The following is a 15,292-nucleotide window of genomic DNA, read 5'->3' on the forward strand; positions in this document are numbered from 1 at the left end:
ATTTTCATTGCCTTATTCAGGCTTTTTCCAGCGTACACAGCAACGGATGCTCGTTCTCCCTCGCATACTGGTTCACCATCGCCACCTTCGTCTCTGCGACTTCTGCAGTAAAAACACCGCAGATGGCTTTGCCATGATAGTGAACGGTAAGCATCAGTTGCGTTGCACGTTCTACATCATAAGAAAAGAACTTTTGTAGCACGTCAATAACAAATTCCATCGGCGTGTAGTCATCGTTCATTAACATAACTTTATACATAGATGGCGGTTTTAGCGCGTCGCGCACTTTATCTTCCGCCAGCTTGTCGAAATCGAGCCAGTCGTTCGTCTTACCCATTGTCAGTCGTCATCTTCGTTTACGGTCTCCGGTCGCGGTTCTGATGCTGACAGGAGGCTATACATAACCTGAATCTACCTCAGATGTCAGATAACTCACATCTATTATTGCCATCCGCGATGTCTGTCACAATACCTGTCAATAGCGTTAACTGCTTCAAATTTTGACTCATTTTCCCCCTCCCTTCACCGGCAAATGCTTGACGATCTATCTGGTTTATCTAAATTGTACAGGCGTGAGTTGGCGAGGTTTTGAACAGCCCCCACTCCATCACCGGTTCATTACATCTAACTCAATAAGATTTACGAAGGATGTCGAAGCATGGAAACGGGTACAGTTAAGTGGTTCAACAACGCCAAAGGGTTTGGTTTCATCTGCCCTGAAGGCGGCGGCGAAGACATCTTCGCGCATTACTCCACCATTCAGATGGATGGTTACAGAACGCTGAAAGCCGGACAAGCCGTTCGGTTCGATGTACACCTCGGGCCAAAAGGCAATCATGCCAGCGTTATTGTGCCCATCGAAGCAGAAGTGGTGGCATAGCCCTCTGTTTCATTGTGTACACCCCTCACTCAAAATGCCAGCCCGATACGCTGGCATTTTTATTTGCGGGCTGTCGTACGGCTTCATGCCCGACGGCGCTGCGCTTGCGCAGGCCTACAAATTTTTGTAGGCCGGGTTAGGCGTAGCGGCCGCCCGGCAACAGACTCACTCCCGGGCTAAGGCATCCACCGGATCCAACCGCGCGGCATTTCTTGCGGGTAGCCAGCCAAACAGGACCCCGGTAAAGGTAGAACAGAGGAAGGCCGTTAACAGCGCCATCGGTGAAAAACCAATTTCCCAGCCGGGTAAAAACAGCTGCAGCGTAAAGGCAATTAACAGGGAGAGCGAAATCCCCAGCGCGCCGCCCACCAGACAAACCAGCACCGCTTCAATCAAAAATTGTTGCAGTACATCGCTGGCCCGGGCGCCGACCGCCATGCGGATGCCGATTTCGCGCGTACGCTCGGTCACCGACACCAGCATGATATTCATTACCCCAATTCCCCCGACCAGCAGGGAGATGATCGCCACCAGCGTGAGGAAGAGCTGAAGAGTACGTGTGGTCTTTTCCGCCGTTTTCAAGAGGCCGTCCATGTTCCAGGTGAAGAAATCTTTCTTCCCGTGGCGCAGCGTCATCAGGCGCTCAAGCTGTTGCTCCGCCTGGGCGCTGTCGTAGCCCTCCTTCACTCGCACGGTGATCGAGTTCAGCCATGACTGCCCCATAATGCGCCCGGAGATGGTGGTGTACGGCAGCCAGACACGTAAAATCTTGCTGCTGCCAAACATCGACTGCTTCTCCTCCGCCACGCCGATCACCGTCGCGGGCATATTGCCCACCAGGACAATCTCGCCCACCACCTTCGATTTGTTGGGGAACAGCTGTCGCCGGGAGTTGGCATCCAGCACCACCACCTGCGCCCGGCCCGCCAGTTGCTCTGCGTTGAAGGTACCTCCCTCGCTGAAGGTCATGCCGTAGACGTTAAAGTAATCGCCGCTAACGCCGTTGGCGCTGGCGGCCACGTCGATATTGCCGTAGCGCAGACGCAAATTCTGCGACACCGCCGGGGTGGCGGAATTGACCCACGGCTGCTTCTGGATAGCGGCCAGATCGTCATATTTCAGCGCCTGCTGATACTGCGGCTCATCATCGCCAAAGTCTTTGCCGGGATAGATATCTATGGTGTTGGTGCCAATGGAGCGGATATCGGACAGCACCAGCTGTTTGGCGGCATCGCCTACCACCACAATCGACACCACCGAGGCGATACCGATGATGATCCCGAGCATCGTTAACAGGGTCCGCATCTTGTTGGCGGCCATTGCCAGCCAGGCCATGGTCAGCGCTTCGCGGAAACTGCTGGCAAACTGCCGCCAGCCGGACGGCGGCGGTAGCGCCACCTCCTGACGTCGGGTGGCGTTAAGCGTGGCAGGCGGGTTGCTCACCAGCTCACCGTCGTGGATCTCCACGATCCGCCCGGCCTGCGCGGCCACCTGTGGGTCGTGGGTGACGATGATCACCGTATGCCCCTGATCCCGCAGCTGGTGCAGGATCGCCATGACCTCCTCCCCGGAGTGGCTGTCCAGCGCCCCGGTCGGTTCATCGGCAAGAATCACCTGCCCGCCGTTCATCAGCGCCCGGGCGATACTCACCCGCTGCTGCTGGCCGCCAGAGAGCTGCGAGGGCTGGTAATCCACCCGCTCCCCTAACCCCAGCCGGGTGAGCAGCGCCTGCGCCCGCTCAAGGCGTTTTTTTCGCTCCACACCGGCATAGACCGCCGGCACTTCGACGTTCTGCGCCGCGCTCAGGTGCGAGAGCAGATGGTAACGCTGAAAGATAAAGCCGAAATGCTCCCGCCGCAGTTTTGCCAGCGCGTCGCTGTCCAGCGTGGCGACATCGGTCCCGGCCACCCGGTAGGTGCCGCTGGTGGGTTTATCCAGACAGCCAAGGATGTTCATCAGCGTTGATTTACCGGAACCTGAGGCCCCGACAATCGCCACCATTTCCCCGGCCTCGACCTGCAGCGTGATGCCTTTCAGCACCTCCACCGGTCCGTCGCCAGAAGGGTAGCTCCGGCGGATATCAATCAGCTCCAGCAGCGCGGTCATTTAGCCGCCCCGGGCTGGCTCTCGCTGATGACCACCTCGTCGCCCTCTTCAAGCCCTTTCACCACTACTACATCGGTGTCGTTACGCGAGCCGAGGCTCACCTCACGCTCACGCGTCTCGCCGTTACGCAGCACCTTCACGTTATAGCGGTTATCCCCCGCCGGTTGCCCCAGCGCCGCCAGCGGTATGGTCAGCACATTTTTGACCCCGGCCAGCTGGATATGCACCTGCGCGGTCATGTCCAGACGCAGCACCCCCTGCGGGTTGGGCACTTCAAAGCGGGCGTGATAGAAAATAGCGTCGTTGACCTTCTCGGGCGTCGGGAGAATGTCTTTCAGTACCCCTTCATAGCGGGTTTGCGGATCGCCCAGTACGGTAAACCAGGCTTTTTGCCCCGGCTTAAGGTGGATCACATCCGCCTCAGAAACCTGGGCTTTCACCAGCATGGTGCCCATATCCGCCAGCGTCAGGATGTTCGGTGCCTGCTGGGCGGCGATCACCGTCTGCCCCTGCAGGGTGGTAATTTGCGTCACTTCCCCGGCCATCGGGGCGACGATACGGGTATAGTCGAGGTTGGTTTTGGCCGTGTCCAGTGAGGCCTGATTGCGTTTGATCTGTGCATCGATAGTGCCGATCTGGGCCTGTTTAACGGCCAGTTCGGTCACTGAGGTATCCAGATCCTGCTGTGAGATCGCCTGGGTTGCGGCCAGCTGCCGCTGACGGTTCAGGGTCACCTGGGCCAGCTTACGCTCCGCTTCGGCCTGGCTGCGCTGGGCGCGCAGCTCCATCAGGGTCGCTTCCACCTCTTTGATCTGGTTTTCGGCCTGCTCCGGGTCAATGACCCCCAGCAGCTGCCCCTTTTGTACTTTGTCGCCGATCTCCACCGACAGCGTTTTCAGCTGCCCGCTGACCTGCGCGCCCACGTCTACCTTGCGCAGCGCGTCCAGCTTGCCGGTGGCGAGCACGCTTTGCTGCAGTTCGCCCGGACGGACAATCAGTGTCTGATATTGCGGCACCGGCGCGTTTAGCACCTGCCACAGCCAGAATCCAGCCACCAGTACAATCAGCACCAGCAGCAGAAACAGCTTCCTGCGTTTTCCCTTGAAGTTCATAAATATTCCAAATAGATATTCTGGCTTACATAACTGTTGATTCTAACTAAACCGTTCCTCAACGAAACCCCTGCTTGTCGGGATGGATGAAAATCGTTGAGGAGAGGTTGATAAAACCCCTGCTGAAATAAAGACCTTGCAACAAGACCGGTATTGATTATGTCATCCATCGCAGAGTCATCTTATTCACATCAACCGCAACCCAAATCGGGCTGGCAGCTGTTTCAAAGCCTGGCCTCGGGTGATTAACTCCCGGGCTTGCCTGGCGCAATCCGGCCTACCGCCGCAAGTTTATGCTGCGATCGCTGATGACGCCATTCAGCACTGCCCGCCTGCTGACAAGCCTGGCAAAACAGCCGCAGTTACTGCAGCTGTTGCAGGTACAGCCGGGACTGCCCTGCCGCCTGCACCGCCCGTGGTTATCCGTTGCCATCAACCGTCAGCAAACCCTGCAGGCGCTGAGCTGGCACTATCAGACAATGCAGCACCAGCTCCCGGCGGCGCTGATGAACGGCTATCTCTCCCGGGAAGGGGTGACGTTACTGACCCTGACGGGCAAAGACGATCAGCAGTTTACCCTGCGCCTGTGCGCCGATGCCTTTCTGGATAAAGAGGGTGAAGCCACGCTGGCGTTTTGCGACGCACAGCAGACGGTGCTGGCAGAGATGACTTTCACGCTGTGCCAGGTTAACGGCACCGCGACGCTGTTTATCGGCGGGATGCAGGGGGCAAAAGCCTTTGTGCCGCACGAGGCGATCCAGAGCGCCACCAAAGCCTGTCACGGCTTGTTCCCGAAACGTCTGCTGGTGGAGGCTGCTATGACGCTGGGCAGCGCCCTCGCCGTAGAGCAGATCGTGGCAGTGAGCAACAGCACCCATATCTACCGCAGCTGGCGCTATCGCAAGAAAAAAGAGGGCAAACTGCTGGCCGATTACGACAGTTTCTGGGCGTCGCTGGGCGGCGAACGCAGCGATGACGGCAATTTCCGTCTGCCGCTCGCCATGCCGCGCAAACCGATGGAGGAGATCGCCAGCAAAAAGCGCGCCGAGTACCGCCGCCGCTTTGCCCTGCTGGACAGCCTGATCGAGCAGGTCAACCAGGCAACCGGTTGTTAATCGGCTCTCCCGCGCGCCAGCCACAGCACGCGGGAGAACATTTTCCGCAACAGGGTCGGCACTGCTTCAACCCCGCGCCGCCCGGCCTCCATCGCCACTTCAATCGCCAGATCGGGCTTCGACGAGCGATGAATGGCTTTCATGATCACCCGCCGCATATTCATGGGAACATCGTCGGGGATCATCGCCACCCGATGAAAGACGTCTGAGAATCCCTGGCGGTACATGAAGTGCTCCATGTCCATGGCGGGTAGCGCCGTCAGGTGCGCGCGCTCCTCTTCCCGATCGTTATTGATCAGCCCGCGCACGGTGGCGGCATATTTCTTGCCCGCTTCGTCGCCGTCCACCAGCACATGCCACTCAATGCCCATCCGCCGGGCAAACTTGATCAGCGGTTTTAAGCCCGACTGGGCGAACTCAATGACCTTAATCCCTTCGGCATCGAAGTGGTGGCCGCACTGGCGGGCCAGCTCGTTGATTACCCAGGTTTCGGTCTCCCCTTCCACCAGCAGCCAGCAGCGGGCGAACAGGGAGGAGGCGCGATTAAAGCGAATATGGAAGGCGATCCGGCGGCTGTCCTCGGCGTTCATCCCCCCCGGCCCGAGACGAAAAGCCGTGACACGGGATGATTCGCGTACCAGGCGACAGACGTGCTCGACCGGGGTTAACGACAGTAGCTCGCCAGAGTTGGTGGTGGTGATACGTTGCAGCGGCAGCAGGTTGAGCAGATGCCACGCCACAGATAGCATAATCGGGTGCAGGCGCGTCTCGGGATCTTCCACCAGCAGCAGCGGGCGGGCATCCCTGTCGAGCCGGACCGTGCCTTTGGCCTGCAGCAGCGTTGAGAACAACCCCAGCAGGATCACCCGGTGCGAACGGCCGCCGGGCTTGTCGATCATCCGGTTGATGATGTCGAGATAGCGCCAGCTGCGCTGTTCATCATGGGATCGCCGCCGCATCAGCCGGTTGCGGACCGGCGAGGTGCCCTGCTCGGTAAAGTAGTGCTCCAGCAGTTGCACCATCGCAGACAGCCCCTGGCGGATCTGGCCGTCGGTTAAGTTTTGCGGCCGGGCTACCAGCTCGCGGGCCAGGTAATCCAGTTCGCGGGCGGTGACTTCCACGTCGGGCATGTTGGGCACCGTGCCGTTGCGGATCCGGCGCATAAAGCGGGCGTCGCGCAGGCGTAGCACCGGCATCAGGCGCACCAGATGCCGCGCCAGCTCGTCGATATCCGCCAGCTTAAGAGGATTGCCATCGGTATCAAGAAAGCCGCGCAGGGTCAGCACGCTGTCGTCATTGGCCAGCTCCCCTTCAAGACGATAAAAGATGCGCTGATAGCCGTCATCGCAGGGCACCCAGCAGTCGGCAAGCGGGCGGTAGCGACGAACGCGATGGCGGCCCGGCTCGGATTCACGGAAGGTGAGAATAATATGCAGATGGTGTTCACGTCCCAGCAGATCCCCGGGAGGGAACCAGAAGTCTTCCCGGACAAAATGGTACAGATCGGATTCAGGGGAGAGCAGCAGCGTCAGGGCATCCAGCAGGCTGGATTTACCCCAGGCGTTTTCCCCAATCAGCACGTTGTTGTGCTCCAGCATCAGCGACAGACGGTTAATGCCGCGAAACCCCACGATTTCCACACGTTCCAGCAACATGTACCCTCCGGGAGAGATGAACTTTTTCCTTTAAGTTATCAGGAGTATAACCCCAGCGCGGCCGAACGGACACCCGATTATCAGTGGAATAGTCATAAGCAAATTCAAAAAAATTAAATATTCAGCCGCCAGCTTTCATCCGAAATAAAAATATCCGCGTAATCGTTTTGCTGCCGGAAATTCCGCCATGCGTTTTTTACTTAAAGGCATCACCTTGCCCTACATCAAATTTACCTTATTTATTTCGCTGGTGAGGGGGGGTATTCATTTTTAAAATAATGGCGTTTCAAAACTCATCGCCCTATTGGCGATAAATAACAATGGCGCAGACTTGCGCCTTTTTTCATTGAGGTGGTTATGTTCAGAAAATTAGCAGCGGAATGTTTTGGTACATTCTGGCTGGTGTTTGGTGGCTGCGGCAGCGCCGTGCTGGCGGCAGGTTTCCCGGAATTAGGGATTGGTTTTGTCGGGGTTGCTCTGGCCTTCGGCTTAACAGTTTTAACCATGGCGTATGCCGTGGGGCATATTTCCGGCGGGCATTTTAACCCGGCGGTTACATTAGGTTTATGGGCGGGCGGCCGTTTTCCGGCAAAAGAGATTATCGGTTATATTATTGCCCAGCTGATTGGCGGCATTATTGCGGCCGCGATTCTGTATCTGATTGCCAGCGGTAAAGCAGGCTTTGATGCCGCGGCCAGCGGTTTTGCTGCGAACGGTTTTGGCGAGCACTCGCCGGGCGGTTACTCGATGCTGTCTGCCATCGTCATTGAAATTGTGCTGACCGCCGGCTTCCTGCTGGTGATCCACGGCGCCACCGACAAACGCGCCCCGGCCGGTTTTGCCCCAATTGCGATTGGCCTGGCGCTGACCCTAATCCATCTGATCAGCATTCCGGTGACCAACACCTCGGTTAACCCGGCACGCAGTACCGCAGTAGCACTCTTCCAGGGCGGCTGGGCGCTGGATCAGCTGTGGCTGTTCTGGGTGATGCCGATTGTCGGCGGTATCCTCGGCGGCGTGCTGTACCGCACCCTGCTGGAAAAACGCGACTGAACCAACGCCGCGCCGGGCAAGCGTTAGCGCCGCCCGGCCTTAAACCGCACCTCCCCCCATTTTCTACCTTTACTGAACCGCCTGAATTGGGTAGTGTCACTGCGCCATTCATATAAAGGACCGGTTGTTCATGTTTTCAGGACTCTTAATCATTCTGATCCCGCTGATCGTGGGTTATCTCATTCCTCTTCGTCAGCTGTCAGCGTTAAAACTGATCAACCGTTTACTGAGCTGGATTGTTTACGTCATTCTGTTTTTTATGGGCATCAGCCTCGCCTTCCTCGATAATCTGGCGACCAACCTGCTCTCGATCCTGCATTACTCCGTCATTACGATGGGGGTTATTTTGCTGTGCAATATTGCGGCCCTCTTCTGGCTGGAACGCGTTATTCCGTGGAAAAACCACCATCATCAGGAAAAATTACCGTCGCGTATCGCCATGGCGCTGGAGTCACTGAAATTATGCGGCGTGGTGGTGCTCGGTTTTATGCTGGGTCTGACCGGGTTCGCCTTTTTACAACACGCCACCGAGGCCAGCGAATATACCCTGATCTTCCTGCTGTTCCTGATTGGTATTCAGTTGCGAAATAACGGCATGACCTTAAAACAGATTGTCCTGAATCGTCGCGGCATGATGGTCGCCGTCATCGTGGTGGGCAGTTCACTGGTGGGCGGGGTGATCAACGCCTTTATTCTCGACCTGCCGCTCAATACCGCCCTGGCAATGGCCTCCGGTTTTGGCTGGTACTCTCTGTCCGGCATTCTGTTAACCGAATCTTTTGGCCCGGTCATTGGCAGCGCCGCCTTCTTTAACGATTTAGGCCGCGAGCTGATCGCCATTATGCTTATTCCGGGCCTGGTCCGTCGCAGTCGCTCCACAGCGCTGGGCCTGTGCGGTGCCACCTCTATGGACTTTACCCTGCCGGTGCTGCAACGCTCGGGCGGGCTGGAGATGGTGCCTGCAGCCATCGTTCACGGCTTTATTTTAAGCCTGCTGGTGCCGATCATGATGGCGTTCTTCTCCGCCTGATACTTCTTAGGCGGTAGCCTTCTACCGCCAAAATTGCGCTAAATCAATAACCCTCTACTTAGTGGAAGAAAGCCCTTTTCACCGTATCGCCGCAAGCATAATCTTAAACATGTATATCAAATATAACTTTAACAGGTGTGATTATGTTTTGTGTGCAATGTGAACAAACCATCCGTACCCCAGCTGGCAACGGCTGCTCCTACGCACAGGGCATGTGCGGTAAAACCGCAGAAACTTCCGATCTGCAGGATCTGCTGATTGCAGCCCTGCAAGGTTTATCCGCCTGGGCGGTAAAAGCCCGGGAATATGGCATTATCGACCACTATGTTGATAACTTCGCTCCACGCGCGTTTTTCTCTACCCTGACGAACGTCAACTTCGATTCACCACGCATTGTCGGCTACGCCCGCGAAGCCATTGCCCTGCGTGACGCCCTGAAAGCGCAGTCCCTGAATGTTGATGCCAATGCCCGCGTCGATAACCCTATGGCCGACCTGCAACTGGTGAGCGACGATCTCGGCGACCTGCAACGTCAGGCGGCAGACTTTACCCCGAACAAAGACAAAGCGGCGATCGGTGAGAACATCCTCGGCCTGCGTCTGCTGTGCCTGTACGGCCTGAAAGGTGCCGCGGCCTATATGGAACACGCGCACGTTCTGGATCAGTACGACAACGATATCTACGCCCAGTACCACAAAATTATGGCGTGGCTGGGCACCTGGCCTTCTGACATGAACGCTCTGCTGGAGTGCTCCATGGAAATCGGCCAGATGAACTTCAAGGTGATGAGCATTCTGGATGCCGGTGAAACCACCAAATATGGCCACCCAACGCCGACTCAGGTCAACGTCAAAGCGACCGAAGGCAAGTGCATCCTGATTTCCGGTCACGACCTGAAAGATCTCTATAACCTGCTGGAGCAGACCGACGGCACCGGCGTGAACGTCTACACCCACGGCGAGATGCTGCCTGCCCACGGCTACCCTGAGCTGCGCAAATTCAAACATCTGATCGGTAACTACGGCAGCGGCTGGCAGAACCAGCAGGTCGAGTTCGCCCGCTTCCCTGGCCCGATCGTGATGACCTCTAACTGCATCATCGACCCAACCGTTGGCGCTTACGACGATCGTATCTGGACCCGCAGCATTGTCGGCTGGCCGGGTGTGAGCCACCTTGAGGGTGACGATTTTGGTCCGGTGATCGCCCAGGCACAGCAGATGGCGGGCTTCCCGTACAGCGAAATTCCACACCTGATCACCGTTGGTTTTGGCCGTCAGACCCTGCTGGGTGCCGCGGATTCCCTGATCGACCTGGTGAGCCGTGAAAAACTGCGTCACATCTTCCTGGTGGGCGGCTGCGACGGCGCACGCGGGGAACGTAATTACTTCACCGATTTCGCCACCAGCGTACCGGACGACTGCCTGATCCTGACCCTGGCCTGCGGTAAATACCGCTTCAACAAGCTGGAGTTCGGGGATATCGAAGGCCTGCCGCGTCTGATCGACGCCGGTCAGTGTAACGACGCTTACTCGGCAATCATTCTGGCTGTCACCCTGGCTGAAAAACTGGGCTGCGGCGTGAACGACCTGCCGCTGTCGCTGGTGCTCTCCTGGTTCGAACAGAAAGCGATTGTGATCCTGCTGACCCTGCTGTCGCTGGGCGTGAAAAACATCGTCACCGGCCCGACCGCACCAGGCTTCTTTACGCCGGATCTGCTGGCCGTCCTCAACGAGAAGTTTGGTCTGCGTTCCGTGACCACCGTTGAAGAAGACATGAAGCAACTGCTGAGCGCGTAAGGAGTAAAGAATGACAATGCCAACCCATCAGTGCCCATGGCGGATGCAGGTTCATCACATCCATCAGGAAACGCCGGACGTCTGGACCCTGTCACTGCTCTGCCACGACTACTATCCGTACCGTGCCGGGCAGTATGCGCTGGTCAGCGTGCGTAACTCAGCGGAGACGCTGCGGGCGTACACTATCTCCTCAACGCCGGGCATCAGCGAGTACATTACGCTGACCATCCGCCGCATTGATGAGGGGGCAGGCTCGCAGTGGCTGACCCGTGACGTGAAACGTGGGGATTATCTCTGGCTCTCCGACGCGCAGGGGGATTTCACCTGTGACGATAAGCCAGACGATAAATTCCTGCTGCTGGCCGCCGGTTGCGGCGTGACGCCGGTGATGTCAATGCGTCGCTGGCTGGCGAAGTACCGCCCGCAGGCCGACGTTCAGGTGATCTTCAGCGTGCGCTCGCCGCAGGATGTGATTTTCGCGGATGAATGGCGTAACTACCCGGTCACCCTGGTGGCCGAAAACAACGCCACGGCCGGTTTTGTCGCCGGTCGCCTGAGTCGCGAGCTGCTGCAGCGCGTGCCGGATATCGCCAGTCGTACCGTGATGACCTGTGGTCCGGCACCGTATATGGACATCGTGGAAGAAGAGGTGAAGGCCCTGGGCGTGACCCGCTTCTTTAAAGAGCAGTTCTTTACCCCGGTGGCAGAAGCCGCCACCAGTGGGCTGAAGTTCACCAAACTGCAACCGGCGCAGACCTTCTTTGGCCGCGTGGGCAGCACGCTGCTGGAGGCGCTGGAGAGCAATAACGTGCCGGTGGTGGCCGCCTGTCGTGCAGGCGTGTGTGGCTGCTGTAAAACGAAGGTGGTTGACGGAAATTACACCGTCACCAGCACCATGACGCTGACGGATGCCGAAGTGGCGGAAGGTTATGTACTGGCCTGCTCCTGTCATCCGCAGGGAGATTTAGTGCTGGCCTGATAAAACGCCCGGTGGCACTGCGCTTACCGGGCCTGCCATAGAAAGCAAACTGTAGGCCGGGCACATGCAGTGTCGCCCGGCTTTACTGGCGCAGAGGCGTTACTTCCACGCCGGATCGCGCACCACCGCATACCGCCCTGCCCCTAAAAATGCCACCGCCAGCGCGCCCACAAAGAAGTAGACCAGGCTCTCAATCGCCCACGCCCCCACGGCATCCAGCGCGAAGGTTTTACCGGTGCCTACCATCAACCACGCCACCACCATGGTAAAGGCCAGCACCAGCGCAGCAGGACGGGTAAGGATGCCGAGAATAATCAGGATTGGGGCGATAACTTCGCCAACCAATACGCCATAAGCAATAAAACCTGGCAGCCCCTTCGCCACCAGCATGCCTGCAATGCCCCCCACCCCGTCGATGGCCTTATGCAGACCATGAAACAGCATCAATCCCCCTACCGCCAGACGCAACAACAGCTTACCCGTATCGTCGCATGTTAGCTTTTCATTAACAGCAATTAACAATGATTTAACCATTTGAATTTATTCCTGTTTTCACCCGAAGTCACCCCACAATATGACGAAATATTGCACATTGAAAGCAACCATTAATGAGGGGGATTAAACCAGCATGGCGGTGAGTTTCATCTAAGCTTGAAAGCGTTATCACATTCAGGAGACGGACTACCATGAAACAAACCGTGGCGAACTACATCGCAAAAATGCTGGAACAGGCCGGAGTAAAACGGATCTGGGGTGTCACCGGGGATTCACTTAACGGCCTGAGCGACAGCCTGAACCGGATGGACACTATCGAGTGGATGCCCACCCGTCATGAGGAGGTCGCCGCGTTCGCCGCCGGGGCCGAGGCTCAGCTCACCGGCGAGCTGGCGGTCTGCGCCGGTTCCTGCGGGCCAGGTAACCTGCATCTGATCAATGGCCTGTTTGATTGTCATCGTAATCACGTCCCGGTGCTGGCCATCGCCGCACACATTCCGTCGAGTGAGATCGGCAGCGGCTATTTCCAGGAGACACATCCCCAGGAACTGTTCCGCGAATGCAGCCACTACTGCGAGCTGATCTCCTCGCCAGAGCAGATCCCCCAGGTGCTGGCTCTGGCCATGCGTAACGCCATTTTAAAACGCGGCGTCTCGGTGATTGTGTTGCCTGGCGACGTGGCGTTGCAGGCGGCCCCGGAGAGCGCCAGTAACCACTGGTATCCCGCCCCCCTGCCGGTAGTCACCCCCGCCCAGGCCGAACTGAAAAAGCTGGCCCAGCTACTGCGCTACTCCAGCAATATTGCCCTGATGTGCGGCAGCGGTTGTGCCGGCGCGCATGATGAGCTGCTGGAATTTGCGGGCATGCTCAAGGCCCCGATTGTTCACGCCCTGCGCGGTAAAGAGCATGTGGAGTACGATAACCCTTACGACGTGGGGATGACCGGGCTGATCGGCTTCTCGTCCGGGTTCCACACCATGATGAACGCCGACACCCTGGTGCTGCTTGGCACCCAGTTCCCTTATCGCGCGTTTTACCCCACCGATGCCAAAATCATCCAGATCGACATCAACCCGGCCAGTATCGGGGCGCACAGCAAAGTCGATATGGCGCTGGTGGGGGACATCAAGGCCACGCTCGCCGCCCTGATGCCGCTGCTGGAGGAGAAGACCGATCGTAAGTTCCTTGATAAAGCGCTCAGCGACTATCGTGACGCGCGCAAAGGGCTGGACGACCTGGCGAAGCCCAGCGACAAGGCGCTGCACCCGCAGTACCTGGCGCAGCAGATCAGCCATTACGCCGACGAGGACGCCATCTTCACCTGTGACGTGGGCACCCCCACCGTCTGGGCGGCGCGCTACCTGAAAATGAACGGCAAGCGCCGCCTGCTCGGCTCGTTCAACCACGGCTCAATGGCGAATGCCATGCCGCAGGCGCTGGGGGCCAAAGCCACCGCGCCGGATCGCCAGGTGGTGGCGATGTGCGGCGATGGCGGGTTTAGCATGCTGATGGGCGATTTCCTCTCGGTGGCGCAGATGAAGCTGCCGATTAAGATCATCGTCTTCAACAACAGCGTGCTGGGCTTTGTGGCGATGGAGATGAAAGCCGGGGGCTATCTCACCGACGGCACCGACCTGCACGACACCAATTTCGCGGCCATCGCGGAAGCCTGCGGCATCACCGGCATCCGGGTGGAGAAAGCCTCGGAGGTGGATGACGCCCTGCAACGTGCTTTCGCCACCGACGGCCCGGTGCTGGTGGATGTGGTGGTCGCCAAAGACGAACTGGCGATCCCACCGCAGATCAAACTCGAACAGGCGAAAGGATTTAGCCTGTATATGTTGCGTGCCATCATCAGCGGTCGCGGTGACGAAGTTCTGGAGCTGGCAAAAACCAACTGGCTCAGGTAAAAATATCCTTTTCAATTCATACACAAAATCCTTCGCGTTGCATTAAGGCGGCAAGCCCGAAAATCCCCAGAAGCAGAGGTCACGATGTGATGGGGATTTGAGGAGGCAGCCAACGCCGCGGCAGCACGAAGGAGGACGTGTATAAGGATATGACATGATTGATTTACGCAGTGATACCGTTACTCGCCCGACGCAGGCCATGCTCAAGGAGATGCTGGAAGCACCGGTCGGGGACGACGTCTACGGTGACGACCCCACCGTTAACGAACTTCAGCGTTATGCCGCCGAACTGAGCGGCAAAGAGGCCGCCCTGTTTCTGCCGACAGGCACCCAGGCCAACCTCGTGGCCCTGCTCAGCCACTGCGAGCGCGGCGAAGAGTATATCGTCGGTCAGGGGGCACATAACTACCTGTACGAAGCCGGTGGCGCAGCGGTGCTGGGCAGCATTCAGCCGCAGCCAATCGATGCCGCGCCCGACGGCTCCCTGCCGCTGGACAAGGTCGCGGCCAAAATCAAAGCCGATGATATCCACTTTGCCCGCACCAGACTGCTCAGCCTCGAAAATACCCATAACGGCAAAGTGCTGCCGCGCGAGTACCTGAAAGCGGCGTGGGACTTTACCCGCGAGCGTAAGCTGGGGCTGCACGTGGATGGCGCGCGCATCTTTAACGCCGTGGTGGAGTATGGCTGCGAGCTGAAAGCAATCACGCAATATTGCGACTCGTTCACCATTTGCCTCTCCAAAGGGCTGGGTGCGCCGGTGGGTTCCCTGCTGGTGGGCGATGCCGACTACATCAAGCGAGCTAACCGCTGGCGTAAAATGACCGGGGGCGGCATGCGCCAGGCCGGGATCCTCGCCGCTGCGGGTCTGTACGCGCTGAAAAATAACGTTGCTCGCCTGAAAGACGATCACGACAACGCGGCGTGGATGGCGACACAGCTGCGCGAGATCGGCGCCGATGTGATGCGTCACGATACCAACATGCTTTTTATCCGCGTCGGGGATGATAACGCCGCGGCGCTGGGCGAGTTTATGAAGGCGCGCGGAGTGCTGATTAACGCCTCGCCGGTGGTTCGTCTGGTGATGCATCTTGACGTCAACCGCAAGCAGCTTGCCGAAGTGGTTGCCCACTGGCAGGCTTTTTTGCAGCGCTAAGGAGC

At 57.9% G+C, this 15,292-nt stretch carries 12 protein-coding genes and 1 pseudogene; 8 read left to right on the forward strand and 5 right to left on the reverse strand.

Translation table 11 applies throughout. The features are described from left to right. Positions 1-16 precede the first annotated feature (16 nt). Positions 17-337 carry an ATP-dependent Clp protease adapter ClpS gene (gene clpS, locus C3F35_RS04065; protein WP_032617325.1) on the reverse strand — a complete coding sequence of 107 codons (321 nt, stop codon included), beginning with the start codon at positions 335-337 and terminating at the stop codon, positions 17-19. A gap of 321 nt (positions 338-658) precedes the next feature. Here clpS and cspD point away from each other — a divergent pair, with 321 nt between their 5' ends. Next, positions 659-880, forward strand: a complete 222-nt coding sequence (cspD, locus tag C3F35_RS04070) for a cold shock-like protein CspD (protein WP_032617324.1) — start codon at positions 659-661, stop codon at positions 878-880. 165 nt (positions 881-1,045) lie between these two features. On the opposite strand, the gene macB is transcribed toward cspD, so the two are convergent. Together macB and macA are read right to left on the reverse strand one after the other, a co-directional pair. Continuing rightward, complete coding sequence (macB, locus tag C3F35_RS04075; protein WP_059308384.1) at positions 1,046-2,986, reverse strand: macrolide ABC transporter ATP-binding protein/permease MacB; 1,941 nt, start codon at positions 2,984-2,986, stop codon at positions 1,046-1,048. Continuing rightward, the gene (gene macA, locus C3F35_RS04080) at positions 2,983-4,098 is read right to left on the reverse strand and encodes a macrolide transporter subunit MacA (protein ID WP_032617322.1); all 1,116 of its coding nucleotides are present in this window, start codon (positions 4,096-4,098) and stop codon (positions 2,983-2,985) included. Before macA ends, macB begins: the two co-directional genes overlap by 4 nt. 159 nt (positions 4,099-4,257) lie before the next feature. On the opposite strand from macA, the pseudogene C3F35_RS04085 reads away from it, so the two are divergent. Continuing rightward, positions 4,258-5,213, forward strand: a pseudogene (locus tag C3F35_RS04085) (VirK/YbjX family protein). Here C3F35_RS04085 and C3F35_RS04090 read toward each other — a convergent pair. Next, the gene (locus C3F35_RS04090) at positions 5,210-6,868 is read right to left on the reverse strand and encodes an ATP-dependent endonuclease (RefSeq protein WP_103791992.1); all 1,659 of its coding nucleotides are present in this window, start codon (positions 6,866-6,868) and stop codon (positions 5,210-5,212) included. The pseudogene C3F35_RS04085 and the gene C3F35_RS04090 overlap by 4 nt on opposite strands. Before the next feature lie 357 nt (positions 6,869-7,225). Between C3F35_RS04090 and aqpZ the strand changes: the two genes are divergently transcribed. The 4 genes from aqpZ to hcr all read left to right on the forward strand — a co-directional run bounded on the left by aqpZ (position 7,226) and on the right by hcr (position 11,726). Next, positions 7,226-7,921 carry an aquaporin Z gene (gene aqpZ, locus C3F35_RS04095; protein WP_059308386.1) on the forward strand — a complete coding sequence of 232 codons (696 nt, stop codon included), beginning with the start codon at positions 7,226-7,228 and terminating at the stop codon, positions 7,919-7,921. 130 nt (positions 7,922-8,051) lie between these two features. Then, positions 8,052-8,951 carry a lysine exporter LysO family protein gene (locus tag C3F35_RS04100; RefSeq protein ID WP_032617317.1) on the forward strand — a complete coding sequence of 300 codons (900 nt, stop codon included), beginning with the start codon at positions 8,052-8,054 and terminating at the stop codon, positions 8,949-8,951. Between the two features lie 143 nt (positions 8,952-9,094). Beyond that, positions 9,095-10,747: a hydroxylamine reductase gene (gene hcp, locus C3F35_RS04105; protein ID WP_032617316.1), complete on the forward strand. Its 1,653-nt coding sequence runs from the start codon at positions 9,095-9,097 to the stop codon at positions 10,745-10,747. A gap of 10 nt (positions 10,748-10,757) precedes the next feature. Continuing rightward, entirely contained in the window at positions 10,758-11,726 is a 969-nt protein-coding gene (gene hcr, locus C3F35_RS04110) for an NADH oxidoreductase (protein ID WP_103791991.1), read from the forward strand. A gap of 99 nt (positions 11,727-11,825) precedes the next feature. Here the strand turns inward: hcr and C3F35_RS04115 are convergent, their stop codons facing one another. Then, positions 11,826-12,260: a DoxX family protein gene (locus C3F35_RS04115; RefSeq protein ID WP_103791990.1), complete on the reverse strand. Its 435-nt coding sequence runs from the start codon at positions 12,258-12,260 to the stop codon at positions 11,826-11,828. Positions 12,261-12,412: 152 nt separating this feature from the next. On the opposite strand from C3F35_RS04115, the gene poxB reads away from it, so the two are divergent. Both poxB and ltaE read left to right on the forward strand, forming a co-directional pair. Beyond that, a complete protein-coding gene (gene poxB, locus C3F35_RS04120) occupies positions 12,413-14,131 on the forward strand; it encodes a ubiquinone-dependent pyruvate dehydrogenase (RefSeq protein ID WP_059308389.1) in 1,719 nt (572 codons plus the stop codon). Between the two features lie 154 nt (positions 14,132-14,285). After that, positions 14,286-15,287 (forward strand): low-specificity L-threonine aldolase, encoded by a 1,002-nt coding sequence (gene ltaE / locus C3F35_RS04125; protein ID WP_103791989.1) that lies wholly within the window; start codon positions 14,286-14,288, stop codon positions 15,285-15,287. Positions 15,288-15,292 lie beyond the last annotated feature (5 nt).

It is taken from the genome of Leclercia sp. LSNIH3, assembly GCF_002935105.1.
In the GTDB taxonomy this organism is placed as follows: Bacteria; Pseudomonadota; Gammaproteobacteria; order Enterobacterales; family Enterobacteriaceae; genus Enterobacter; species Enterobacter adecarboxylatus.